The 22,850-nt window shown below is 60.0% G+C and carries 24 protein-coding genes, 1 tRNA gene and 1 pseudogene; 7 read left to right on the top strand and 19 right to left on the bottom strand.

The genetic code is table 11. From position 1 onward, the window contains the following. Positions 1–44 precede the first annotated feature (44 nt). Positions 45–494, top strand: a complete 450-nt coding sequence (gene aroQ / locus PFU01S_RS04045; RefSeq protein ID WP_028686417.1) for a type II 3-dehydroquinate dehydratase — start codon at positions 45–47, stop codon at positions 492–494. Then, entirely contained in the window at positions 491–1,339 is an 849-nt protein-coding gene (locus PFU01S_RS04040) for a shikimate dehydrogenase (RefSeq protein WP_028686418.1), read from the top strand. Before aroQ ends, PFU01S_RS04040 begins: the two co-directional genes overlap by 4 nt. A 216-nt stretch (positions 1,340–1,555) precedes the next feature. On the opposite strand, the gene PFU01S_RS04035 is transcribed toward PFU01S_RS04040, so the two are convergent. Then, positions 1,556–2,227, bottom strand: a complete 672-nt coding sequence (locus PFU01S_RS04035; RefSeq protein WP_027916070.1) for a TetR/AcrR family transcriptional regulator — start codon at positions 2,225–2,227, stop codon at positions 1,556–1,558. Positions 2,228–2,355: 128 nt separating this feature from the next. After that, positions 2,356–4,263, bottom strand: a complete 1,908-nt coding sequence (gene quiC / locus PFU01S_RS04030) for a 3-dehydroshikimate dehydratase QuiC (RefSeq protein WP_028686419.1) — start codon at positions 4,261–4,263, stop codon at positions 2,356–2,358. A 302-nt stretch (positions 4,264–4,565) separates the two neighbouring features. Between quiC and PFU01S_RS04025 the strand changes: the two genes are divergently transcribed. Together PFU01S_RS04025 and PFU01S_RS22565 are read left to right on the top strand one after the other, a co-directional pair. Next, positions 4,566–5,939: an MFS transporter gene (locus PFU01S_RS04025; RefSeq protein ID WP_028686420.1), complete on the top strand. Its 1,374-nt coding sequence runs from the start codon at positions 4,566–4,568 to the stop codon at positions 5,937–5,939. A 218-nt stretch (positions 5,940–6,157) separates the two neighbouring features. Next, a pseudogene (locus PFU01S_RS22565) lies at positions 6,158–6,387 on the top strand (hypothetical protein); the annotation flags it as partial. A gap of 71 nt (positions 6,388–6,458) precedes the next feature. On the opposite strand, the gene PFU01S_RS04020 reads toward PFU01S_RS22565, so the two are convergent. From PFU01S_RS04020 to thrS, 9 genes are all read right to left on the bottom strand, one after another. Then, positions 6,459–6,535: transfer RNA gene (locus tag PFU01S_RS04020), tRNA-Pro, on the bottom strand. Between the two features lie 111 nt (positions 6,536–6,646). Beyond that, entirely contained in the window at positions 6,647–7,003 is a 357-nt protein-coding gene (locus tag PFU01S_RS04015; RefSeq protein ID WP_003250681.1) for a MerR family transcriptional regulator, read from the bottom strand. Further along, positions 6,984–7,286: an integration host factor subunit alpha gene (gene ihfA / locus PFU01S_RS04010; protein ID WP_003250679.1), complete on the bottom strand. Its 303-nt coding sequence runs from the start codon at positions 7,284–7,286 to the stop codon at positions 6,984–6,986. Before ihfA ends, PFU01S_RS04015 begins: the two co-directional genes overlap by 20 nt. Positions 7,287–7,290: 4 nt before the next feature. Next, positions 7,291–9,672: a phenylalanine--tRNA ligase subunit beta gene (pheT, locus tag PFU01S_RS04005; RefSeq protein ID WP_028686421.1), complete on the bottom strand. Its 2,382-nt coding sequence runs from the start codon at positions 9,670–9,672 to the stop codon at positions 7,291–7,293. Between the two features lie 33 nt (positions 9,673–9,705). Then, positions 9,706–10,722, bottom strand: a complete 1,017-nt coding sequence (pheS, locus tag PFU01S_RS04000; protein WP_027916075.1) for a phenylalanine--tRNA ligase subunit alpha — start codon at positions 10,720–10,722, stop codon at positions 9,706–9,708. 109 nt (positions 10,723–10,831) lie between these two features. Next, a complete protein-coding gene (rplT, locus tag PFU01S_RS03995; RefSeq protein WP_003250671.1) occupies positions 10,832–11,188 on the bottom strand; it encodes a 50S ribosomal protein L20 in 357 nt (118 codons plus the stop codon). A 27-nt stretch (positions 11,189–11,215) separates the two neighbouring features. Continuing rightward, complete coding sequence (gene rpmI, locus PFU01S_RS03990; RefSeq protein WP_003250667.1) at positions 11,216–11,410, bottom strand: 50S ribosomal protein L35; 195 nt, start codon at positions 11,408–11,410, stop codon at positions 11,216–11,218. Positions 11,411–11,472: 62 nt separating this feature from the next. After that, on the bottom strand, positions 11,473–12,024 hold the full coding sequence (infC, locus tag PFU01S_RS03985; protein WP_173645890.1) for a translation initiation factor IF-3: 552 nt from the start codon (positions 12,022–12,024) through the stop codon (positions 11,473–11,475). After that, the gene (thrS, locus tag PFU01S_RS03980; RefSeq protein WP_027916077.1) at positions 12,024–13,946 is read right to left on the bottom strand and encodes a threonine--tRNA ligase; all 1,923 of its coding nucleotides are present in this window, start codon (positions 13,944–13,946) and stop codon (positions 12,024–12,026) included. Before thrS ends, infC begins: the two co-directional genes overlap by 1 nt. 336 nt (positions 13,947–14,282) lie before the next feature. Between thrS and PFU01S_RS03975 the strand changes: the two genes are divergently transcribed. Continuing rightward, positions 14,283–14,588 carry a hypothetical protein gene (locus PFU01S_RS03975; protein WP_028686422.1) on the top strand — a complete coding sequence of 102 codons (306 nt, stop codon included), beginning with the start codon at positions 14,283–14,285 and terminating at the stop codon, positions 14,586–14,588. 162 nt (positions 14,589–14,750) lie between these two features. Then, positions 14,751–14,963, top strand: a complete 213-nt coding sequence (locus PFU01S_RS03970; RefSeq protein ID WP_027916079.1) for a cold-shock protein — start codon at positions 14,751–14,753, stop codon at positions 14,961–14,963. A 105-nt stretch (positions 14,964–15,068) separates the two neighbouring features. Here PFU01S_RS03970 and PFU01S_RS03965 read toward each other — a convergent pair whose 3' ends face one another. Continuing rightward, positions 15,069–15,389 (bottom strand): I78 family peptidase inhibitor, encoded by a 321-nt coding sequence (locus tag PFU01S_RS03965; protein ID WP_027916080.1) that lies wholly within the window; start codon positions 15,387–15,389, stop codon positions 15,069–15,071. Positions 15,390–15,647: 258 nt separating this feature from the next. On the opposite strand from PFU01S_RS03965, the gene PFU01S_RS03960 reads away from it, so the two are divergent. Next, complete coding sequence (locus tag PFU01S_RS03960; protein ID WP_027916081.1) at positions 15,648–15,860, top strand: hypothetical protein; 213 nt, start codon at positions 15,648–15,650, stop codon at positions 15,858–15,860. Here the strand turns inward: PFU01S_RS03960 and PFU01S_RS03955 are convergent. From PFU01S_RS03955 to PFU01S_RS03925, 7 genes are read right to left on the bottom strand one after another with little or no spacing between them, the layout of a single operon-like run. Continuing rightward, positions 15,832–16,833 (bottom strand): nucleoside hydrolase, encoded by a 1,002-nt coding sequence (locus PFU01S_RS03955; protein ID WP_028686423.1) that lies wholly within the window; start codon positions 16,831–16,833, stop codon positions 15,832–15,834. The two genes, PFU01S_RS03960 and PFU01S_RS03955, sit on opposite strands and share 29 nt — an antisense overlap. Positions 16,834–16,882: 49 nt before the next feature. After that, entirely contained in the window at positions 16,883–17,281 is a 399-nt protein-coding gene (gene rbsD, locus PFU01S_RS03950) for a D-ribose pyranase (protein WP_027916083.1), read from the bottom strand. Further along, the gene (gene rbsK / locus PFU01S_RS03945; protein WP_028686424.1) at positions 17,278–18,186 is read right to left on the bottom strand and encodes a ribokinase; all 909 of its coding nucleotides are present in this window, start codon (positions 18,184–18,186) and stop codon (positions 17,278–17,280) included. The genes rbsD and rbsK overlap by 4 nt, the downstream gene beginning before the upstream one ends. Positions 18,187–18,195: 9 nt before the next feature. After that, entirely contained in the window at positions 18,196–19,218 is a 1,023-nt protein-coding gene (locus tag PFU01S_RS03940; protein ID WP_027916085.1) for a LacI family DNA-binding transcriptional regulator, read from the bottom strand. Between the two features lie 3 nt (positions 19,219–19,221). Then, a complete protein-coding gene (locus PFU01S_RS03935; protein ID WP_028686425.1) occupies positions 19,222–20,217 on the bottom strand; it encodes an ABC transporter permease in 996 nt (331 codons plus the stop codon). Then, positions 20,214–21,767 (bottom strand): sugar ABC transporter ATP-binding protein, encoded by a 1,554-nt coding sequence (locus PFU01S_RS03930; protein WP_028686426.1) that lies wholly within the window; start codon positions 21,765–21,767, stop codon positions 20,214–20,216. Before PFU01S_RS03930 ends, PFU01S_RS03935 begins: the two co-directional genes overlap by 4 nt. 20 nt (positions 21,768–21,787) lie before the next feature. Next, positions 21,788–22,747 carry a sugar ABC transporter substrate-binding protein gene (locus PFU01S_RS03925; RefSeq protein ID WP_028686427.1) on the bottom strand — a complete coding sequence of 320 codons (960 nt, stop codon included), beginning with the start codon at positions 22,745–22,747 and terminating at the stop codon, positions 21,788–21,790. Positions 22,748–22,850 lie beyond the last annotated feature (103 nt).

Genomic DNA, 22,850 nt, shown 5'->3' with positions numbered 1-22,850 from the left:
AGTACAAACATCGGAGCTCCCAATAACAACACAGTGATCTGCCAATGACGCCCCGCATCCTCGTGCTCAACGGCCCCAATCTCAATCTGCTTGGCACCCGCGAGCCGGACCAGTACGGTCGCGAAACGTTTAGCGACCTCGCTGACAGCTGCGGCGCCAGCGCTCGCGATCTGGGCCTGGACATCGAATTCCGCCAGACCAACCACGAAGGCGAATTGATCGAATGGATCCACGCTGCCCGCAGCCGTTGCGCCGGTATTGTGATCAACCCAGGCGCGTGGACCCATACGTCGGTGGCCATTCGTGATGCACTGGTGGCCAGCGAGCTACCGGTGATCGAAGTGCACTTGTCCAATGTGCACAAGCGCGAGCCGTTCCGGCATAACTCATTCGTTTCATCGATTGCAGTCGGGGTGATATGCGGTCTGGGCAGCGCAGGTTATCGCATGGCGCTGGCACACTTTGGGCACATGTGTGTCGAGCGAGCAGCATGAGCGAGCAAAGCATTCTGGTTGGCCTGATTGGCCGCGGCATCCAGGCATCGCGCACCCCTGCTCTACATGAGTGTGAGGGCGACGCGCAATCGTTGCGTTACTTGTACCGGCTGATCGATGCCGATGAGTTAGGACTCAAAGACAGCGCCCTGCCCGATCTGCTCGATGCTGCTCAGCGCACCGGTTTTACCGGACTCAACATCACCTTCCCGTTCAAGCAAGCGGTCGTGCCGTTGCTCGATGAACTGTCCGATGAGGCGCGTAGCATCGGCGCGGTCAACACGGTGGTCTTCAAGGACGGCAAGCGGATGGGCCACAACACCGATTGCCTGGGCTTCGCCGAGGGGTTCAGACACGGCCTGGCTGACGTCCAAAAACGGCGTGTGGTGCAGATGGGCGCCGGTGGCGCCGGGTCTGCCGTCGCCCATGCGCTGCTGACCGAAGGTGTCGAACAGTTGGCGCTGTTCGACATAGATTTCGCCCGCGGGCAAGCTCTGGTCGACAACCTCAACGAGCGCTTCGGTGCAGGCCGAACCAGCCTTGGCATTGACCTGGCCGCCACCCTGGCTGACGCCGATGGCCTAGTCAATACAACGCCGGTGGGTATGGCCAAGCTACCGGGCACACCCGTGCCCGTCGGATTGCTGCATGCACGGCTATGGGTCGCCGAGATCATCTACTTCCCGCTTGATACGCCACTCCTGCGCCACGCTCGAGCACTCGGTTGCCGGACCCTGGACGGTGGCAAGATGGCGGTGTTCCAGGCGGTCAAGGCATTCGAGCTGATCAGCGGCAATGCTGCTGATGCTGGCAGGATGCAGGCGCATTTCGCCAGCATGGACTGAAGTGAGCTCGCCTGTTGGTGTAGATACCTGACACTGACGGGCCCAGGGCGCCTGATCAGGCAGTCGTTCATGAGCGCCGCACCGTGCTGATGCCCTTGCCGGACCGCTTCGATGCATTCGCCGTGGATCAGCCCAGCAAGGGCATCACGCTTTGGCTGCTCAATGACGATCAGGCGTTTTGCGGTCATTGGGCAGGTACAGCACGTGCCGTCTCTTTCATGCCTGGATATAGCGCAGCACCACGTCGCCGATCATCTGTTTGTGGCGCTGCTTGATCTGCTCGTCGGTCATATCGATCTGGAAGATCTCACCGAAGGTGTGTCGGTTGGAGACCCGATAGAAGCAGAACGAGCTCATCAGCATATGCAGGTCGATGACTTCGATACCCGCGCGAAAAACGCCCTCGGCAACGCCGCGTTCCAGCGAGCGGCCGAGCGTCTTCAACACCACGCTGCTCATCTCGCGGATCACCGGTGATTGCTTGACGTATTCGCCATAGTGGATATTTTCGGTCGAGACGATACGCACGAAGTCGACGTTGTGATCATGGTGATCGAAGGTGAACTCCACCAGTCGGCGGATGGCCTGCTCCGGCGGCAATGACTCCAGATCCAGGCTGTGCTCGGTCTTGCGAATGTCGCCATAAAGCTTGACCAGGCACTCGACGTAGAGCTGCTCCTTGCTGCCAAAATAGTAATAGATCATGCGCTTGGAAGCAGCGGTACGCTCGGCGATGGCGTCGACGCGGGCACCGGCCAGGCCCTGCTGGACGAACTCGCCAATTGCGGCCTGAAGGATATCCTCGCGGGTCTTCTCCGGGTTGTTCTTGCGCGATTTACGGCCCCCGTCGGAGGCAGGCTCGCCAAGGCTGACTACGGAATCATTCATACCCACTCACAGCCTGATTATTGGAATGGGTGGGATTATCCGTCACTGGTGCGACGCAGGGAAGCGCGCGGAGGGTGGCACCGGTCAGGTTTTGTCACAGGGGCGCCGGCCCAGGGCCGGCATCTGCCTTACAACACCGGTTTGCGCGGGGCCCCGCTGCGGGCTTTGGCCATGGCCGCCAGGCGGACCGCAACATTGGCAGCGCCATAACCGGCATACCCACCCTTGCGCTGAATGATTTCGAAGAAGAAACGCTTCTCGAAGGGCTCGGTATACACATGGAACAGCTCGCCACCCTGCGCATCACGGTCGTACAGCACATTGTAGTAAGCCAGTTCGCTAAGGAATTCGTCGTCGAAATCAAACCTGGCCGCGAGGTCATCGTAATAATTCAACGGGATCTCCAGCAGCGGCACGCCAGCGTTTTTCGCCCGCGCCACCTCGCCAAAGATGTCGGCACAGTCAAAGGCGATGTGGTGCACTCCCGAACCACGGTAGCTTGACAGCGCGTGAGCAATTGCGGTGTTGCGATTCTCGGAAATGTTCAGTGGCAGGCGCAGTGTGGAGCATTGGCTGCGCAAGGCACGGCTCTTGACCAGGCCATAGGGATCGGGCAAGACCACTTCGTCGTCGGCCTCGAAGTCGAACAGGCTCTTGTAGAACAGCACCCAGCTGTCCAGCGATTCGGCCGGAATGGCCAGGGCCATGTGATCAATGCGTTGCAGGCCGCCGCCAGCGTCGGGGGCGGCATCCAGGCGGAAATCGCTGTCGTAGATGGTATGCCCGGCACCTGCCTGCTCGACCAAGTAGATCAGGCTGCCATCCGGCGAACGCACGGCCGGGATCTCGCGTTCGTTGGGCCCGACCAGGCCACGGAACGGCTGACCACCGTAGGCGGTAGCGCGCTGCAAGGCGGCCTGAGCGTCCTTGACCCGTAGTGCGATGGCGCACAACGAGGGACCATGGGCTTCGAAGAAGTTGTGTGCAAATGAATAGGGCTCAGCGTTGAGCACGATGTTGATATCGCCTTGACGCAGCAGTCGAACACCCTTGCTGCGGTGAGCGCCGGCTTCGACAAAACCCAGACGCTCGAGCCAACCACCCAGACGTGCACCGACTGACTCATCGACGGCAAACTCAAGGAATTCTACACCGTCGTAGGCACTGGCGGGGGCTGGGTCAAACAGTACCCCAGGCTCGATCCGCTGGGCTTCGTGCTGCAATTGCAGGCGCGTCTTTTCTTCCAGATACAGGAGTGAACGCAGTCCATCGGCGGCAATCTGCCGGGTAGGTGCGGCGCGAAAGCCATCGTTGAAGATTTCCAGCGACAACGGCCCGCGGTAGCCGGTTTGCAGAATCGGTGCGAGAAAGCCCGCCAGGTCCATCTCGCCCTGCCCTGGGAAGCAGCGGAAATGACGGCTCCACTCCAGTACATCCATGGCCAGGATGGGTGCATCCGCCATTTGCACGAAGAAAATCTTGTCGCCTGGAATCTGACGGATAGCGCTCGGGTCGCCCCGCAGTGACAAGGTATGGAAGCTGTCGAGGATCACGCCCAGCCCCGGATGATCGGCCTGGCGGACCAGGTTCCAGCCCTGCTGGTAGGTATTGACGTGCCGGCCCCAGGCCAACGCTTCATAGCCAATACGCAGGCCGCGGACACCGGCGCGTTCGGCCAGCAGCCGCAGGTCGTCGACCAGAAGCTGCCCATCGCCCAGTGCGTCCGCCTGACTGTTGCTGCACACCAGCATCAGATCAGTGCCTAATTCCTGCATCAGGTCGAATTTGCGTTCGGCGCGCTCGAGGTTTTTCTGTAGACGCTCGCGGCGACAGCCTTCGAAATCGCGAAATGGCTGGAACAGGGTGATGGCGATGCCTAGATCGGCGCACATCTGACGGATCTCGCGCGGGCTACCGGCGTAGTAGAGCAGGTCATTTTCAAAAATCTCGACGCCGTCAAAGCCGGCTGCGGCGATGGCTTCGAGTTTCTCCGGCAGAGTGCCGCTCAAGGATACGGTGGCAATCGAACGCTGCATGCTGGGGTTCCCTTTATTTGAAAGGCATCAGCCAACGAACCCTTGCAGGCGCTTGGCGCACTCGATTATTCGCGGGTAAAGTCACGCCATCAATGGGTTTTGTACGAAATGGTTAGTTTTCGTTCGATTACCGAACGAAAGCGGGTTTATCGAATTGATTCGCCGCTCACGCCTGGTTGAACATGGATCCAGTTACAGATCATTCGAGCATTTCACTGCCCTGCGAACGCTCAGCAGATCCTGACCTACAAGCCCAGCGTCACGACCTAACAAGTTCAATAACAAGAACAACGGAGACAACAATGGCTCACTCCAGCTCCCAAGCTAAGAAAGCGACCGCCAGTGGGTGGATAGGCTCGGCCCTCGAGTACTATGACTTTTTTATCTACGCCCAAGCCGCAGCTCTGATCTTCCCGCAGTTGTTCTTCCCTTCGATGGACCCCACGATGGCCATCATCGCGTCGCTGGCAACTTATGGCGTCGGTTACCTGGCCCGTCCCGTGGGTGCGGTTGTCCTCGGTCACTGGGGCGATACCCGCGGTCGCAAAAACGTTTTGCTGCTGTGCATGTTTCTGATGGGTATTTCGACCATGGCCGTAGGCCTGCTGCCCACTTACCACGACATTGGCATCATTGCCCCAATTGTTCTTGCGCTGCTGCGCCTGGTTCAGGGCTTTGCAGTCGCTGGTGAAATCTCCGGTGCTAGCGCCATGATCATGGAACATGCGCCCTTCGGACGGCGAGGTTACTACGCCAGCTTCACCTTGCAGGGGGTTCAGGCCGGTCAGATAATGGCTGCTGCGGTGTTCCTGCCACTGGCCTACTTCATGCCAAGCGAAGCGTTCAGCGATTGGGGCTGGCGCATTCCTTTCCTGCTCAGCGCATTCGTGCTGGTAGCCGGTTTCATCATCCGCAAGGAGGTCCATGAGACCCCGGCCTTCGTCGAGGGCGAACAGGTAGACAAGATCGCCCGCTCGCCCGTCAAAGAAGCCTTCAAGTACAGCTGGAAGCACATGGTGCTGGTCGTGTTCATGGCGCTGATGAACGTCATTCCGGTGGTTGCGACGGTGTTCGGCGCAGCCTATGCAGTTCAGCCGGCCTACGGCATTGGTTTTGACCAAAGCGTCTACCTGTGGATCCCAGTAGTGGGCAACATCGTCGCAGTGCTCTTGATCCCGTTCGTTGGTAGCCTGTCTGACAAGATCGGCCGGCGTCCGATCATGATCACTGGCTGTCTGGGCTCGGGGCTGCTGGCTTTCGGTTATCTGTATGCGATCAGTATCCAGAGCGTGCCGCTGGCCTTTGCCGCTTCGATCCTCATGTGGGGTATGGTCTACCAAGGCTACAATGCAGTTTTCCCAAGCTTCTTCCCGGAGCTGTTCAACACGCGCTACCGCGTCTCGGCCATGGCCATCGCACAGAACGTCAGCACCATGTGCACCGCCATGCTGCCAGCCATCTTTGCTGCCATTGCACCACCGGGCTCGGACAACATCTGGCTTATTGTGGGGGGGTCGGCGTTTTTCATCACCTGCATCTGTGCCTTAGCCGCCTATGTCGCGCCTGAGACATACCGCTTGGCGATGGAAGATCTCGGCAGCCCAGATGCCAAGCCGATCGATGATGCGTACGGCGCCCTCTGCAAAGACAGGCTCAAGCCTGCTGCCACTCACTGAAAACCGGTCGGGGCGGCATGCAGCCCCACCCGCCAGCGCCCATTCGCCACGCAGCATCAGTCAAAGTTTGAGTCAGCCAGCTCGGTGTTGCCCTGTATTCAGCGACGCTCAGGCAGGGTCATTGCCGAGACGGCAATGACCGAGTCATCTTCCAGCCACGCTGGCACGCTTGGCTGATAGCGCTGACCGCTGCCGACGAGCGCAGCACTGTAGTCTAGGCCTCGATCAGGATTCACAATTTCGAGCACACTTTAGGTCGGCGCCTGAAGGCTGCAGGGTTAACCAAAGAAGACCGCAAGCCGTCTTAGGACACAAGAATGGCAGCGTGACCAGTTACTCTCCGGGCACGGAGATCAGCCAACTCATTGAGGCGGCAAACAAAGTTCCAGCCAGGGACTGGTTGGCCAAGGCTGAGCAGGTTGAAGAGGAACCATGCGTAACACCCTGAGAAGTCACGCAAAAGTCACGGACATGAAAAAGGCCACCCCTTTCGGAAATGGCCTAAGTCATTGAATATAATGGTCGGGACGGAGTGATTCGAACACTCGACCCCTTGCACCCCATGCAAGTGCGCTACCGGGCTGCGCTACGCCCCGACTCGGTTTGAAGCATGTTCTCGTTACCGCTGAGAACGATGAAGAAGATACCCTAACCTTTTGATTAATGGAAGCTTTTTTTCAAAAATTTCCACTCATCTTAAACAACGGTCACTTCTTCAACACCACCAGCACATCTTCCAGCTCCACAATCATCTGACGAATCAGCTGTTTGTACTGGCTCGACTCATCCTTGGCCTCATCACTGGAAAGCCGCAAGCGCGCCCCGCCGATGGTGAAGCCCTGGTCGTAAAGCAATGCGCGGATCTGGCGGATCATCAGCACGTCTTGGCGCTGATAATAACGCCGATTGCCCCGCCGCTTCACAGGATTGAGCTGATCGAACTCCTGCTCCCAATACCGCAGCACGTGCGGTTTTACAGCGCAAAGTTCGCTCACTTCACCAATGGTGAAGTACCGTTTGCCCGGTATGGGGGGCAGTTCGTCGTTATGGCTTGGTTCCAGCATAGGCCTCAACCCGGGCCTTCAACTTCTGCCCTGGACGAAAGGTGACGACGCGCCGTGCGGTGATCGGGATTTCTTCCCCAGTCTTGGGGTTGCGGCCCGGCCGTTGGCGTTTATCGCGAAGGTCGAAGTTGCCGAAACCGGACAACTTGACCTGCTCGTTCTCTTCAAGTGCGTGCCGAATTTCTTCGAAAAACAGCTCGACCAGCTCCTTGGCCTCACGCTTGTTAAGCCCCAGCTCCTCGTACAGCCTCTCGGCCATCTCAGCTTTCGTCAGAGCACCCATGCCGTTATTTCCTTAACGTGGTGTTCAACCTTTGTTCGAGCGAGGTGAGGATAGTGTGCAAGGTAGTGTTCACCTCATCGTCGTTAAGAGTGCGCGATGGATGCTGCCAGGTCAAGCCGACTGCCAGGCTTTTTCTATCAGGATCAATGCCTTTACCCTGGTAGACATCAAACAGCCTGAGGTCTGTGAGCCATTCGCCTGCATTGTCACGAATTACGTCAAGTACGTCTTGAGACGCTACATCACGTCCTGCGATCAACGCCAGGTCACGACGAGTTTCCGGGAACTTGGACAGCTCGCTGAATTTCGGCAACCGGCCTTCGACCACATCGGCCAGCACCAACTCGAAAACGAAGACTTGACGGTCCAGGTCCAGGGCTTTTGCAAGCTCGGGATGAAGCGCGCCCAAATAGCCAACAACCTTGCCTTCACGCTGGATTTCAGCCGTCTGACCAGGGTGCAAGGCTGGATGCTTGCCAGCGACGAAGGTGAAATCGTCCAACGCGCCGGAATGACCCAACAAGGCTTCCACATCGGCCTTCACGTCGAAGAAGTCGATGGTGTCACGGCCATTGGCCCAGCCTTCAGGCAAGCGGCTGCCCGTAACGACGCCGGCAATCATCGGCTCCTGCGCCAAGTTGCCCAGTTGGCCAACGAAACGCAGGCCACTTTCGAACAAGCGCACCCGGTCCTGCTGGCGATTGAGGTTGTGCTGCACTGCCTTGACCAGGCCCGGCCACAAGGAGGCACGCATGGCCGCCATGTCGCTGGAGATGGGGTTGGCCAGCAACAGTGGCTCTACGCCTGGGCTGAACAACTCGAACAGTTTGGGATCGATGAAGCTGTAGGTAATGGCTTCCTGATAACCACGAGCAACCAGCAGACGACGCAGGTTCGGCAGCTCGCCACGGGTTTCCGGACGGGCTTGCGGCGCCAGGCGTGCCTGCGGGTAACGCACGGGCAAGTTGTTGTAACCGTACAGTCGCGCGAGCTCTTCGATCAGGTCGACTTCAAGGCTGATATCGAAGCGGTGGCTCGGAACGTTGACCGTCCACTGCCCTGCCCCGTCCGCCTCGGTAGCCAGACCAAGGTTGTTGAGCAACTGCTCGACCTGGGCCGGGTCCATTTCCATGCCAAGCATCTGGGCGATGCGCTCGGCACGCAAGGTAACCGGGGCGATGCTGGGCAGGTGTTGTTCGCTGACGGCTTCGACGATGGGGCCGGCTTCACCGCCTACCACTTCCAGTAGCAACGCGGTCGCACGCTCCATGGCTTCACGGGCCAACTGGGAATCGACGCCGCGCTCGTAACGGTGCGAGGCATCCGTGTGCAGGCCGTAGGAGCGGGCTTTGCCTGCGACGGAAATCGGCTCGAAGAACGCGCTTTCCAGGAACAGATCGCGGGTTTTGGCAGTATCGACGCCGCTGTGCTCGCCGCCCATGACGCCGGCGATGGCCAGGGCGCGGGTGTGGTCGGCGATGACCAGGGTGTCGGCATGCAGTGCAACTTCCTGGCCGTCTAGCAGGACGAGTTTTTCGTCCTCTTCGGCCATGCGCACGCGAATGCCGCCGTTGATCTCTGCCAGGTCAAAAGCGTGCATCGGCTGGCCGAGTTCGAGCATCACGTAGTTGGTGATATCTACGGCAGCGTCGATGCTGCGCACGTCGCTGCGGCGCAGACGCTCGACCATCCAAAGCGGCGTCGGCTTGCTCAGGTCAACGTTGCGGATCACCCGACCCAGGTAACGTGGGCAGGCAGCCGGCGCTTGGACCTCGACCGGGCGTACTTCGTCGTGCGCGGCAGCCACGGCGGGTACCAGCGGGCGGGTAACCGGTACGTCGTATAGCGCGCTGACGTCGCGGGCCAGGCCAGCGATCGACAGGCAATCACCCCGGTTGGGGGTAAGTCCGATTTCGATACTGGCATCATCCAGACTCAGGTACTGGCGAATGTCCTCGCCTACCGGCGCATCGCTGGCCAGTTCGAGCAGACCGTCGTTTTCTTCACTGATCTGCAATTCCGCCGCCGAGCAGAGCATGCCGAAGGACTCCACACCGCGCAGCTTGGCCTTCTTGATCTTGAAGTCGCCAGGCAGTTCGGCGCCGATCATGGCAAACGGGATCTTGATCCCTGGCCGTGCGTTAGGCGCGCCGCACACGACCTGGAACGTTTCCTGACCATTGCTGACCTGGCACACACGCAGCTTGTCGGCGTCCGGGTGTTGTTCGGTGGCAAGGATTTCACCCACCACGATGCCGCTGAACTGGCCAGCAGCAGGGGTTACGCTGTCGACTTCCAGGCCGGCCATGGACAGGCGGGCCACCAGTTCGTCACGGGAGACTTGCGGGTTTACCCAACCGCGCAGCCACTGTTCACTGAATTTCATGCTGTTCTTCTCCTGAAGGTTGCGTCGATTGGCTTAGCGGAATTGGGCTAAGAACCGCAGGTCGTTGTCGAAGAACAAACGCAGATCATTGACGCCATAGCGCAGCATGGCCAGGCGCTCGGCGCCCATGCCGAAGGCAAAGCCCTGGAATTCTTCAGGATCGATGCCCGACATGCGCAGCACGTTCGGGTGCACCATGCCGCAGCCCATCACTTCCAACCAGCCGGTCTGCTTGCATACCCGGCAGCCATTGCCCGAGCACATGACGCACTGGATATCCACCTCAGCAGACGGCTCGGTGAAGGGGAAGAACGATGGACGGAAACGCACCGCCAGTTCTTTTTCGAAGAACACACGCAGAAATTCTTCGATGGTGCCCTTGAGGTCGGCGAAATTGATGCCGCGGTCAATCAGCAAGCCTTCGACCTGGTGGAACATCGGCGAGTGAGTGATATCCGAGTCGCAGCGGTAAACGCGGCCAGGGCATACAATGCGAATGGGTGGCTGGGTGGACTCCATGGTCCGTACCTGCACCGGCGATGTGTGGGTACGCAGCAGCATGTTGGCGTTGAAATAGAAGGTATCGTGCATCGCCCGGGCCGGATGGTGGCCCGGGATGTTGAGCGCTTCGAAGTTGTGATAGTCGTCTTCGACTTCAGGACCTTCGGCAATGCCGTAGCCAATGTGCGTGAAGAACTGTTCGATGCGTTCGAGTGTACGGGTGATGGGGTGCAAGCCACCGGTGGCCTGGCCACGGCCTGGCAGGGTCACATCAATGCATTCGGCAGCCAGGCGAGCGCTGAGCTCGGCTTCTTCGAAGGCTGCCTTGCGTGCGTTCAGCACAACGGTGACGCGCTCTTTGGCGTCGTTGATCAGCGCGCCCACTTTGGGCCGCTCCTCGGCTGGCAGGTTGCCCAGGGTCTTCATCACCTGGGTCAGCTCGCCCTTCTTGCCGAGATAGTTGACCCGGATCTGTTCCAGGGCATTGATGTCTTCAGCGCGCTCCACGGCCTCCAGGGCTTGGGAGACCAGCGCATCCAGGTTTTCCATGTACAGACTCCAGATACGAAAATAGGGGAAGAGCTTTGAAGGCTCTTCCCCTATCGATGACGTTCAATGCCCGGCGACGCAAGCGTCGCCGGGTGATTGTCGCGGGTACTTAAGCCAGAACGGCTTTAGCTTTCTCGACAATCGCAGCAAACGCCGCTTTTTCGTTCACTGCCAGATCGGCCAGAACCTTACGGTCGATTTCGATCGAAGCCTTTTTCAGGCCAGCAATCAAACGGCTGTAGGACAGACCATTGGTGCGGGCACCGGCGTTGATACGAGCGATCCACAGTGCGCGGAACTGACGCTTCTTCTGGCGACGGTCGCGGTAGGCGTATTGGCCTGCCTTGATGACCGCTTGCTTGGCAACACGGAATACGCGCGAACGTGCACCGTAGTAACCTTTAGCCAGTTTCAGAATTTTCTTGTGACGCTTACGGGCGATGACGCCACGCTTAACACGAGCCATGAGTAACTTCCTCTATCTTAACCAGAATTAACGTACGCGCAGCATGCGCTCGACTTTTGCCACGTCGGACGGGTGCAGCAAGCTGGCACCGCGCAGTTGACGCTTACGCTTGGTCGACATTTTGGTCAGGATGTGGCTTTTGAAAGCGTGCTTGTGCTTGAAGCCCGAAGCGGTCTTCAGGAAGCGCTTCGCAGCACCGCTCTTGGTTTTCATTTTTGGCATGTTGGAACTCCGCATTCGATAAAAATTACACAATAATCATCAGGCCTGCCGTGCCCGGGAGATTACTTCTTCTTTTTGGGGGCGATGACCATCATAAGCTGGCGTCCTTCCATCTTAGGATGCTGCTCGACGGAACCGTATTCGATCAGGTCAGCTTCAACCCGCTTCAACAGCTCCATGCCCAGCTCCTGGTGGGCCATCTCACGACCACGGAATCTCAGAGAGATCTTGGCCTTGTCCCCTTCGGTAAGGAAACGTACCAGGTTGCGTAGTTTTACCTGGTAATCCCCTTCTTCCGTCCCTGGACGAAACTTGATTTCTTTAATCTGGATCTGTTTCTGGTTTTTCTTGGCTTCGTTGGCCTGCTTCTTCTTCTCGAAGAGGTGCTTGCCGTAGTCCATCACCTTGCAGACGGGCGGAAGCGCGTCTGCAGAGATTTCCACCAGATCCAGCTTCGCTTCTTCAGCGATACGAAGCGCTTCATCAATCGAGACGATGCCAACCTGCTCGCCGTCTGCGCCAATTAACCGAACCTCGCGGGCCGAGATATTCTCGTTGATCGGGGCCTTCGGTACAGCACGTTTATCATTTCTCATTTCACGCTTAATAGTCATTACTCCGTTGTTTGGCGACCACGCCGGGAAACCGCTTGCGTCAGGAGCTCAGCGAACTGGGCGACGGGCATGGAGCCCAGGTCAGCGCCTTCGCGAGTACGCACTGCTACGGTCTGCGTTTCGACTTCGCGGTCCCCTATAACCAAAAGGTACGGGACCTTGAGCAAAGTATGCTCACGGATTTTAAAGCCGATCTTCTCATTTCTCAAGTCCGACTTGGCACGGAAACCGCTACCGTTCAGAGTTTTCTCAACTTCAAGGGCAAAATCGGCCTGTTTGTCGGTGATATTCATGATCACCGCCTGCGTCGGCGCCAGCCAGGCAGGGAACACGCCGGCGTAGTGCTCGATCAGCATGCCGATGAAGCGCTCGAACGAACCCAGAATGGCGCGGTGCAGCATGACCGGGCGCACGCGGCTGTTGTCTTCGGCGATGTAGCTGGCGTCCAGACGCTCCGGCAGGTTCGGGTCGTACTGCAGGGTGCCGCACTGCCAGTTACGGCCGAGGCAGTCACGCAGGGTGAACTCGATCTTCGGCCCATAGAAGGCGCCCTCGCCCGGCTGGTATTCCCACTCCAGGCCAGATTCGTTCAGGGCATCGGCCAACGCGCCCTCGGCACGGTCCCACAGCTCTTCGGAGCCAACACGCTTGGCCGGACGGGTGGACAACTTCATGGCGATGTCGCTGAAGCCGAAGTCCTTGTACACATCCAGGGTCAGCTTGATGAAGTCGGCCGCTTCTTTCTTTACCTGCTCTTCGGTGCAGAAGATGTGGGCATCGTCCTGTACGAAGCCGCGCACACGCATGATGCCGTGCAGGGCGCCAGATGGCTCGTTGCGGTGGCACGCGCCAAACTCGGCCAGGCGCAGCGGCAGGTCGCGGTAGCTCTTGAGCCCTTGGTTGAAGACCTGCACGTGGCACGGGCAGTTCATTGGCTTGACTGCGTAGTCACGGCTCTCCGACGACGTGGTGAACATGTTCTCGGCGTAGTTGGACCAGTGGCCCGAACGCTCCCACAGGATGCGGTCGACCACTTGCGGGGTCTTGATTTCCTGATAACCGTTCTCGCGCTGGACATTACGCATGTACTGCTCGAGCACTTGGTAGACAGTCCAGCCGTTAGCGTGCCAGAACACCATGCCCGGTGCTTCTTCCTGCAAATGGAACAGGTCGAGCTGCTTGCCGATCTTGCGATGGTCGCGCTTCTCGGCTTCTTCGATGCGCTGGATGTAGGCCGCCAGCTGCTTCTTGTCCGCCCAGGCAGTGCCGTATACGCGCTGCAACTGTTCGTTCTTGGCATCGCCACGCCAGTAGGCGCCGGACAGCTTGGTCAGCTTGAATGCCTTGAGGAAACGGGTGTTGGGCACGTGCGGGCCGCGGCACATGTCCACGTATTCTTCGTGATAGTACAGGCCCATGGCCTGCTCGTTCGGCATGTCCTCGACCAGGCGCAGCTTGTAGTCTTCGCCACGGGCGGTGAACACGTCGATGACTTCAGCGCGCGGAGTCATCTTCTTGATGACGTCGTAGTCCGTGTCGATCAACTGCTGCATGCGCTTCTCGATGGCCGCCAGGTCATCCGGCGTGAAGGGCCGCTCGTAAGCGATATCGTAATAGAAGCCTTCGTCGATCACAGGGCCGATCACCATCTTGGCGGTCGGATACAGCTGCTTCACCGCGTGGCCAACCAGGTGGGCGCACGAGTGACGAATGATCTCCAGTCCCTCTTCATCTTTGGGGGTGATGATCTGCAGCGTAGCGTCGTTCTGAATCAGGTCGCACGCGTCGACCAGCTTGCCGTCTACCTTGCCGGCAACGGTGGCCTTGGCCAGACCGGCGCCGATGGATGCGGCGACCTCGGCAACGGACACGGGGTGATCGAACGAACGCTGGCTGCCATCGGGAAGAGTAATGGTGGGCATTGGCGCCTCCTCTCCTAGTGGTGACCCCTACCAAAGGTCACGTGGGTTGGGATGAGCCAGTACAAGATCCGAACCTGCCTTCCGTTTGACGGGAAGCCTGCCTCACAGTGGCAGAAGCCTTTGGGCTTGCGGGGACGAACCAGAGTGACTGGAAAGAAAATAGAACAGCAGCGTGGACGTTGTCAGCTGCAAGCCGGGCATGCTAGCACGCAGTCAGAGCCGTGCGCAGGAATATTTGGAAATTGCCGCCGGCGGTGAACTTCCGCGACAGCTTCCCTATCAGACGTGTGGAAGCAACCTGCTCTTGATGAGAACTGACCCAAGGAGTAATCGGTTATGCGAGTTCCGTCTCTTCTGGCCCTTGCGGCCGCTGGCGCCCTGCTGATGCCAATGGCCGCGAACGCTGGCAACTTCCCTGCCGGCAAGGAAAATGCCTATATGGCCCAGTGCACGCAAGTTGCCACTGGTCAGGGCGTTGATGCCGCCGCAGCGAAAAAGCACTGCGACTGTGGTGCAAAAGCGATCAAGAAGAATTTCTCCGACGCTGAAATTGCCGACCTCGACAGCAAGGATGGCGTTGACGCCAAACTCATGCAAAAGGCGCAAAGCGTCGTGAAACAGGCCTGCGCACCTAAAAGCTGACGCTGTGTAGCTGCCGGTGATCCGGCAAGAAATTGCGCTGGATCACACTGGGGTGAAGGTAAAAGACGCGACAGCCGCAGAATTAGACTATGATGTACCCGTGCTCCGTAGCTTCGGCCACATTGCACCACCGAAAATACTAAATGTTCTGGAGATTCACCCATGTCCAATCGCCAACAAGGCACCGTCAAGTGGTTCAATGATGAGAAAGGCTTCGGCTTCATCACCCCAGCAGGCGGCGGCGACGACCTGTTCGTTCACTTCAAAGCCATCGAATCTGACGGCTTCAAGAGCCTGAAAGAAGGCCAAACTGTTTCCTTCGTCGCCGAGCGCGGCCAGAAGGGCATGCAGGCTGCGCAGGTTCGTCCGGAGTAATTCGGATAGCCGTAAAAAAACCCGCCCTCGTGGCGGGTTTTTTTTGACTTGGCTTTGACGGCTCACGTACAGGGCACAGGCGCCCTCGATACGTGAGTTAGATCTTTAGCCGCAGTTGACGCGTGTCACGCGCCCTTGCTCGTCGACGTTCAAGTTGAGCCGCTCTGAGCGGTATTCCAGGGTCACCACATCGTGGGGCTTGAGGATGCGCGCCATTTGCGAACCGCTCGCCTTGCGGGCCTGCTCCAGCAGCTCTGCGCTCCCCATCTTGCCCACTGCAAAATCAGCGCCGCTGGCCTGGCAGCGTCCATCATTGCCCGCAGGTGCCTCAGGCACTTGGCCGCCACTGGAGTCTCCACCAGTGCTGCAGCCCGCCAGGACAGCAGCCACCGCCAGGGTCGCCAGATAAGCACGGGTACGTAACATGAAGCCTCCTAGATCATTTGGGAACTGCCTGATCCGACAGCCTCACCTTAAATTCGTTGCAAAACTGGCCAAGTCTGCACCATCAGGGCGGCTGATGGGGGACACAATCGTGACCGAATTTTACCGCCCGGCCCACACGCCGCTTGGTTTGGCCTGCAAAGTCATGATTTACTTTAAGAAGTGAAGGCATAGTGCCTGCTACGAATGCCAGGTTTGGACGTTCGTTCTTTCATCCCGCGCCGCAAGCGAGAGCTTTTCATGAGCACCCACAGCATCGATGCCGACATCAAGGTCAAATGGGCGGAGGGGCAAAGCGCCTATAGCCCCAGCACCCCGGAGGAGTTGCTGCTCATCGCCATCGACCTCCTGGTACGCGACCGCGGCGCAGAGGCAGCGCGCGGCTTCATCGACCAGGTGGTCGAACGGTATGCGCCACGCCTTGCTACTTCAAACGCGCCAGCCGCTCGCTAAGCAGGTCGAACAGCCCCTGGGCATCCCCCTCCTCTACCCACATGACATTGGCCGGTTGCTTGAGCACCCCGTACCAGTCTGCCACTGTCTGGCCGAAGGTCGGCCCCTCGCGGGTGTCGATCGTCATGTGGATCCGCCGGCCGCTGAACTGGTGGGGTTTGAGCAGATAGGCGATGACGCTGGCGTCATGCACCGGGCCACCGGGCATTCCGTATAACGCCATGTCATGGGTGATGTAGGCATTGAGGATGTCCACCACACGCTTGCTGGCCTGTGTGTTGACGCCGGCCAGTTGCTTGAGCCGTGCGTCGCTGGTCAGCAGCTTGTGGGTAACGTCCAGGGGCAGGTAGGTCAACGGTACGCCACTTGCCAGTACCACGGCAGCCGCGTGTGGGTCGGCATACAGGTTGAACTCGGCCGCAGGTGTGATATTGCCACCGTTGAAATGAGCCCCGCCCATCACCACCACTTCCTTGATGCCCTTGGCGATCTCCGGGCGCTGGATCAAGGCCAGCGCCAGGTTGGTCTGTGGCCCAAGCATGGCCAGCGTCACGCTGTGTGGCGGGGCGGTATCTAGCGTGTCGACCAGGTACTGAACAGCGTTGCCGCTCGCCAAAGGCTGCTTGGGTTCATGTACCTCTACCCCGGTGACACCTTCTTCACCATGCACTTCGGCCGCGTAAATGGGGGCGCGCACCAAGGGGCGACCCGCACCGGCGTACACCGGAATATCCTCACGGCCTGCCCATTCGCGGGCAAGACGGGCGTTACGGGCGGTCTTCTTCAGACGCACGTTGCCGGCAACTGTCGTGATGGCACGAATCTTAAGCTCATCAGGCGAAGCCATGGCCAGAAAGAGTGCAACCAGATCGTCAGCCCCCGGATCGGTGTCGATGATCAAGTCGATGGGTGCCGCTTGTACGGCAGACGCTGCGGCCATGAAAGCGAGTCCTTGAAGCAGGGGTTTTAGCATGACGAGGCACTCCTGTTGCCAGTGGATAACGAGTAGGAAACCGTCAGTGTCAGAACGTTACGCCAGACACCAGGGCGATATTGCTGTAGGGCTGGCACTCACCCGTGCGTACCATGGCCCGCGCCTTACGCGACAGTAGCTTGAATGCTTCATGGGGCATGTATTCACGCTCGCCCAGCGTGCCCTTCAGGCGCTCGATTTCTGCAAAAGCCGGCGGCGCCACGGTTTGTATTTCTTCGGCCAACAGGTGACGCTCGACCTGCAGTTCGCTCAGCACACAACGCAGCACACTGGCGAAATCAGGCAGCCCCGGGGTGACGGCCAAGTCGATCAGCTCGACGCCGGGCGGTACGGGTAACCCGGCATCGCCGATGATCAGGATGTCGCCATGGCCCATGCTGGCAATGGTCCGGGACAGTGCAATGTTCAGCAAGGGAGTCTTCTTCATGGCAGTAGCTCCGCGAGCCTGGGAATGGAAGGTTGCGCGCCGGCGCGGGTCACCGACAGGGCAGCAGCCCGTTGCCCGAAGCGGATTGCCTCGCCCTCCTCCAGGCCCTGCACCAGCCCCGCCGCAAAGCCTCCGATGAAGGTGTCCCCTGCGGCAGTGGTGTCCAAGGCTTGCACCACGGGTGCTGGATAATGCTGGTGGCCAGCGGGCGTGACCAACAAGGCACCTTGTGCGCCGAGGGTGATGATCACCTTGCCAGCTCCCAGCGCCAGCAGGCGCGCGCCCGCCAATAAAGCGCTGGCCTGATCGTGCACAGCAACACCGGTCAGCGCCTCGGCCTCGCTTTCGTTGGGCGTCAGGTAATCGACATGGCTGAACCATTCGGCGGGCAGCGGCCCCGTTGCCGGCGCCGGATTGAGTATCACCCGCTTGCCGAGCTGACGACCCCTGGCCAACGTCCAGGCCACGGTAGCCAATGGCACTTCAAGTTGGCAGATGATCACCTGCGCCGCCTGCAGCAGGCCGTCGAAGCGCGCTACGGCGTCTGGCACCAGCAACCCGTTGCCCCCAGGCACGATCACGATGCAGTTCTGGCTGGCCGCATCCACGGTGATCATCGCCACCCCTGTGGACACGCCGGTGCAGGTGACCACGCCCTGGCAGTCAATGCCTTCTACTTTCAGGGCATTGCGCAATTGCGGGCCGTAGGCGTCATCGCCTACGCAGCCAATCATTGCCGCGCTGGCGCCCAGCCGCGCGACCGCCACGGCCTGGTTGGCCCCCTTGCCTCCGGCGGCGGTGAAGAAGGTATCGCCGGCCAGTGTCTCGCCAGGCCGTGGCAAGCGTTGGGCGCGCGCCACCAGGTCCATGTTGAGGCTGCCGACTACCACGACCTTGGCACTCATGTTGTTTCCTTAGCGGTAATCGTTGAACAGGTCCGGGCGCGGCCCGGTGGACTCGCGCAGAACGATGCGCGGGGTGACGATGCGCTGCTGCGATGCGCTGTTGCAGGGCTGAGCGATACGCGCCAGCAGCAGTGCCGCAGCGCTCTCGCCAAGCTCGCGGATCGACTGCCCCACTGTGGTCAAAGGTGGGTAGACGTAGCGGCTCAGCTCGATGTCATCGAAGCCGATGACCGACAGCGCACCCGGCACGTCAATGTGGCGCTCGGCCGCTGCGCGCAATACGCCGAAGCCGATCATGTCGTTGCCCGCGAAGATGGCCGTCGGCCGCGCCCCTGCCAACAGCTCGGCAGCTGCAGCGTGGCCGCCGGGGCTCGTGAAGTCGCAGTGGCGCACACGCTCAGCGGCCACGGTAACGCCCGCCTCGGCCAAGGCCCGACGAAAGCCGCGCAGGCGCATCTGCGTCACCCCGGTTTCTGCTGGCCCACCGATGTAGGCAATATCCCGATGGCCAAGCTCCAATAGATGGCGCGTAGCCAGGTAGGCGCCCAGCTCGTGATCGATGCGCACCAGGTCGGCGTCGACGCCTTCGAGCTCCCGGTCCACGATGACCATGGGTGTGCGAACCCCTGCAAGGCTTTGCAACAAGTCGTCATCCTGCCCTACCGACCCGACCACCAGCCCATCGATGCGCTTTTCGAGCAGCACGCGCAGGTAGTTGCGCTGTTTTTGGGGATCGTCGTCGGAATTGCACAGGATCACGCAGTAGCCATTGCGCTCGCAGGCGTCTTCAATACCTCGGGCCAGCTCGGCGAAGTAAGGGTTGACGCTGTTGGGCACGAGCAAGCCGATGGTGGCCGTGCTGCGCGCCTTCAACGACCGCGCGACGGCGCTGGGCACGTAGTCCAGTTCCCGAATGGCGGCCTCGACTTTGAGCCGGACAGGCTCGCTCACCGGTCGCGTTTTATTCAACACATGGGACACTGTGGTGTAAGAAATCCCCGCCAGCGCCGCGACGTCTTTGATGGTTGCCATGGTTCAGTTCCGCCGGGCTGCGCGCCGGCTGCGATAAGTGTCGAGCACCACGGCAATAACGATCACAGCCCCGGTAATGATGCGCTTGGTCGGCTCACTGGCCCCGATCTGCGCAAGGCCTGCCGCCAGCACCGAAATGATGAGCACGCCAAAAAAGGTGCTGATGACTGAGCCACGCCCACCCATCAGGCTGGTACCGCCGATCACGACAGCGGCAATCACCTGCAACTCCAGGCCGGAGCCCGCGTTGGGGTCGGCTGCTTCCAGGCGCGACACCTGAAACAACGCAGCCAGGCCAGCCAGCAGCCCCATCAGGGCGAAGACCAGCACCTTGTAGGGACGCGGGTCGATACCGGCCAGGCGCACAGCCTCTTCGTTGGTGCCGATCCCGATCAGGTAGCGCCCGAATATGGTACGGGTGAGTACCAGGTGAGCGATCACGATCACCAGCAAGGCGATGATGAACGCGGGCGATATCCCGAAGGCTATCGGGTTGGAAAACCAGGCATAGGCATCACCAATGTAGGCCGTGCGCGAATCGGTGAACTGGTAGGCCAGGCCGCGAGCCATTTCCAGCACCCCCAGCGAGACGATGAACGAAGGGATACGCCAGGCCACGGTGACGACGCCGGTAACGCTGCCAGCCAATGCGGCTACCGCCATGCCCAGCAGTGCAGCCGGCACGATGCTCCAGCCCCAGCCAAGGATCGCCACGCTTACAGTCGATGCGGCCAGGGCCAGCACCGAACCGACCGACAAATCGATGCCGCCGATGATCAGCACGAATGTCATACCCACGGCCAATACCATCAGGTCAGGTATCTGGTTGGCCAGGGTACTGAAGGTACTGTATGACCAGAAATGGCTGCTCAGCATCGAGAACAGCACGATCATCGCCAGCAAAGCGCCGGCCAGGCCCAGGTAAGTACCAAGGCCCAGGTAGGTGCCGCTGCGGCGTGCCGGGGCAGCGCTTTGGTTTTCGAGCGGTGTGGTTTTCATGCGTCCATCCTGGGGGCTGCAGGGTGCAGCAGTGCGTCACGTTTCTGATAGCCGGCGAAGGCTGCCGCCAGCAACTGGTCCTGGGTCCAGTGGTCACGTTCGAAGGTGTCGATCAAGCGACCGGCAGACAGGACCGCGATGCGGTCGCAGATCAGCATCAACTCGCGCAGGTCGCTGGAGACCACGACCAAAGCCTTGCCCTGCCGCGCGAGTTCGGCGAGCAACCCGTAGATATCGAACTTGGCACCGACGTCGATGCCGCGCGTGGGCTCGTCGAACAGCAAGACCTGGCAATCGCGCTCAAGCCAGCGGCCGATCACCACCTTCTGCTGATTACCACCCGACAGCTCGCCAACGACCTGATCGGCGCCGGCACTGCGAATGCGCATGGCCTGTATTTGCCGCTCGGCCAGTTCGCGTTCGGCTCCGCGGTCCAGGACACCGGCCCGCGACACAGCACCCAGGTTGCCCAGGGCGATGTTGGCGCTGATCGACTGGCTCAACAACAGGCCTTCGCCCTTGCGATCTTCAGTGATCAGGGCAATACCCGCGCTGACGGCGGACTTCGGCGAATCGATGGTGACAGGCAGCGGCGGCTGGCCAAGGGCGATGCTACCGCTGTCAGCGCGGTCGGCGCCGTAGATCAACCGCAGAAGCTCGGTACGACCCGCGCCGATCAGCCCGGAGATACCGAAGATTTCCCCTGCACGGACTTCGAAGGACACCTCACGCACCTTCTCACCCCGGCTGAGCTTGTCCACCCTGAGCAATGGACCACCGATGGAGCGGCGGCCCAGGTCGATGTGTTCTCCCAGCTCACGCCCAACCATCAGGTTGACCAACTCGGCGCTGCTGTAGCGCTGGATCGGCTCGTCGCATACCAGCCTGCCGTCGCGCAGCACGACGATGCGTTGCGCGACGCGCTGCAGTTCTTCGAGCCGGTGGGAGATATAAACGATGGCCACCCCCCGGGCGCGCAAGCGCTCGATCTGGGTGAACAGCAACTCGACCTCGCGGGCGGTCAACATGGCGGTGGGCTCATCGAAGATCAGCACGTGGCAGTCTCCGATCAGGTTGCGGGCAATCTCGACCATTTGCTGGTGACCGATGCCCAATTCTCCGACCGGTGTATCGGGGTCAATCGCCTCGAGCCCGACCTGGGCCATGGCATCGACAGCCATCTGGCGCAAGCGCTTCTGGCTGATCCAACCGAAGCGGCTGGGTAGGTTGTCCAGAAACAGGTTTTCTGCGACGGTCAGGGTGGGTAACAGGTTCAGTTCCTGCATCACCATGCGCACGCCGAGGCGCTCGGCCTCGCTGCGACTGACCGGCGCATATGCCTGCCCACGGTACAGCATGTGCCCGGCAGTGGGGGTTTCCAGGCCGCTGAACAACTTGGACAAGGTGCTCTTGCCGGCGCCGTTCTCGCCGGTCAAGGCCAGTACCTCACCAGCACGCAGCTCCAGGCTCACCTCGCCCAGCACTGGCTGGGCGTACGTCTTGCCGAGGCCGCGGGCAGTCAGGACCACGTCATAGACCGATGCGGACATCGCCGTGTCTCCTGGCAGCATCAAGGCTTCTTCGTGATCAGTTCGACCGGGGTCTGGATGAAGTTATCGGCATCCACATCGGGCTTCTCGCCCTTGACCATTTTCAGCGCGGCCTGGATACCGAACACAGCCTGCTGGCTAGCTGCCTGGTCAAGCGTTGCCAGTACGCGGCCATCGGCAATCATGGGCTTGATGGCATTGATGTTGTCGTAACCGACAACCTGCACCTGGCCAGCCTTGCCAGCGGCTCGTACCGCCGAGACTGCACCCAAGGCCATGCTATCGTTGCCCGCCAGCAATGCCTTGAGCTCAGGGTATTCGTTGAGCATGGACGCAGCGACGGCATTACCCTTGTCGATTTCCCAGTTGCCGCTCTGTGTAGAGACGATCTTGATTTGCGCAGCGTCCATCGCATCCTTGAAGCCTGCGGTACGCTGCTGGGCATTGGTCGTGGTCGGCACGCCTTCGATGATGCCCACCTGATCGCCCGCCTTGAGTTTTTCCTTGGCCAGGTACTCGCCCACCAGGCGTGCGCCTTTGCGGTTGTCAGGGCCTACGAACGGTACGCTGATGCCTTTGCTCTTGAGCAGTTCAGGGTCAAGGCGGTTGTCGATGTTGATCACCACCACCCCCTGGTCCATCGCCTTTTTCACAGCTGAGACCAATGCCTTGGAGTCGGCCGGCGCGATCACCAGCGCCTTGGCACCGGCGTTGACCATCTGCTCGACGATGCGGATCTGCTCGCCCGTGTCGGTCTCATTCTTGATGCCGTTGGCAACCAGGTCGAATTCGTCTGCATGGGTTTTCTGGTAGGCCTTGGCGCCGTCTTCCATGGTGCGGAAAAACTCATTGGCCAATGACTTCATGACCAGCGCCACCTTGGGTTTGTCTTCGGCATGAGCAGCAGACAGTGGCAGGGCCATGGTCAAAGAAGAAAGAACAGCGGCGGCCAACAAGCGGCCTGGGAAAGGCAGTTTCATGGGCGATGACTCCGAATCTTGTTTTTTTATCGGAAAGCAAACGTTTGCGCTGGGTAACTATGCGAACGCGGTAGGCGTTTGTCAAATACGTTTAGCTGAAGCC

It is taken from the genome of Pseudomonas fulva NBRC 16637 = DSM 17717 (assembly GCF_000730565.1).
Classification (GTDB): Bacteria; Pseudomonadota; Gammaproteobacteria; order Pseudomonadales; family Pseudomonadaceae; genus Aquipseudomonas; species Aquipseudomonas fulva.
This window is presented reverse-complemented; position numbering and strand designations above follow the sequence as displayed.

What these genes read in the sequence shown, in the direction of transcription:
- aroQ (WP_028686417.1), top strand. Translation starts at nt 45, where the DNA reads ATGACGCCCCGCATCCTCGTGCTCAACGGCCCCAATCTCAATCTGCTT.
- PFU01S_RS04040 (WP_028686418.1), top strand. Translation starts at nt 491, where the DNA reads ATGAGCGAGCAAAGCATTCTGGTTGGCCTGATTGGCCGCGGCATCCAG.
- PFU01S_RS04035 (WP_027916070.1), bottom strand. Translation starts at nt 2,227, where the DNA reads ATGAATGATTCCGTAGTCAGCCTTGGCGAGCCTGCCTCCGACGGGGGC.
- quiC (WP_028686419.1), bottom strand. Translation starts at nt 4,263, where the DNA reads ATGCAGCGTTCGATTGCCACCGTATCCTTGAGCGGCACTCTGCCGGAG.
- PFU01S_RS04025 (WP_028686420.1), top strand. Translation starts at nt 4,566, where the DNA reads ATGGCTCACTCCAGCTCCCAAGCTAAGAAAGCGACCGCCAGTGGGTGG.
- PFU01S_RS04015 (WP_003250681.1), bottom strand. Translation starts at nt 7,003, where the DNA reads ATGCTGGAACCAAGCCATAACGACGAACTGCCCCCCATACCGGGCAAA.
- ihfA (WP_003250679.1), bottom strand. Translation starts at nt 7,286, where the DNA reads ATGGGTGCTCTGACGAAAGCTGAGATGGCCGAGAGGCTGTACGAGGAG.
- pheT (WP_028686421.1), bottom strand. Translation starts at nt 9,672, where the DNA reads ATGAAATTCAGTGAACAGTGGCTGCGCGGTTGGGTAAACCCGCAAGTC.
- pheS (WP_027916075.1), bottom strand. Translation starts at nt 10,722, where the DNA reads ATGGAAAACCTGGATGCGCTGGTCTCCCAAGCCCTGGAGGCCGTGGAG.
- rplT (WP_003250671.1), bottom strand. Translation starts at nt 11,188, where the DNA reads ATGGCTCGTGTTAAGCGTGGCGTCATCGCCCGTAAGCGTCACAAGAAA.
- rpmI (WP_003250667.1), bottom strand. Translation starts at nt 11,410, where the DNA reads ATGCCAAAAATGAAAACCAAGAGCGGTGCTGCGAAGCGCTTCCTGAAG.
- infC (WP_173645890.1), bottom strand. Translation starts at nt 12,024, where the DNA reads ATGACTATTAAGCGTGAAATGAGAAATGATAAACGTGCTGTACCGAAG.
- thrS (WP_027916077.1), bottom strand. Translation starts at nt 13,946, where the DNA reads ATGCCCACCATTACTCTTCCCGATGGCAGCCAGCGTTCGTTCGATCAC.
- PFU01S_RS03975 (WP_028686422.1), top strand. Translation starts at nt 14,283, where the DNA reads ATGCGAGTTCCGTCTCTTCTGGCCCTTGCGGCCGCTGGCGCCCTGCTG.
- PFU01S_RS03970 (WP_027916079.1), top strand. Translation starts at nt 14,751, where the DNA reads ATGTCCAATCGCCAACAAGGCACCGTCAAGTGGTTCAATGATGAGAAA.
- PFU01S_RS03965 (WP_027916080.1), bottom strand. Translation starts at nt 15,389, where the DNA reads ATGTTACGTACCCGTGCTTATCTGGCGACCCTGGCGGTGGCTGCTGTC.
- PFU01S_RS03960 (WP_027916081.1), top strand. Translation starts at nt 15,648, where the DNA reads ATGAGCACCCACAGCATCGATGCCGACATCAAGGTCAAATGGGCGGAG.
- PFU01S_RS03955 (WP_028686423.1), bottom strand. Translation starts at nt 16,833, where the DNA reads ATGCTAAAACCCCTGCTTCAAGGACTCGCTTTCATGGCCGCAGCGTCT.
- rbsD (WP_027916083.1), bottom strand. Translation starts at nt 17,281, where the DNA reads ATGAAGAAGACTCCCTTGCTGAACATTGCACTGTCCCGGACCATTGCC.
- rbsK (WP_028686424.1), bottom strand. Translation starts at nt 18,186, where the DNA reads ATGAGTGCCAAGGTCGTGGTAGTCGGCAGCCTCAACATGGACCTGGTG.
- PFU01S_RS03940 (WP_027916085.1), bottom strand. Translation starts at nt 19,218, where the DNA reads ATGGCAACCATCAAAGACGTCGCGGCGCTGGCGGGGATTTCTTACACC.
- PFU01S_RS03935 (WP_028686425.1), bottom strand. Translation starts at nt 20,217, where the DNA reads ATGAAAACCACACCGCTCGAAAACCAAAGCGCTGCCCCGGCACGCCGC.
- PFU01S_RS03930 (WP_028686426.1), bottom strand. Translation starts at nt 21,767, where the DNA reads ATGTCCGCATCGGTCTATGACGTGGTCCTGACTGCCCGCGGCCTCGGC.
- PFU01S_RS03925 (WP_028686427.1), bottom strand. Translation starts at nt 22,747, where the DNA reads ATGAAACTGCCTTTCCCAGGCCGCTTGTTGGCCGCCGCTGTTCTTTCT.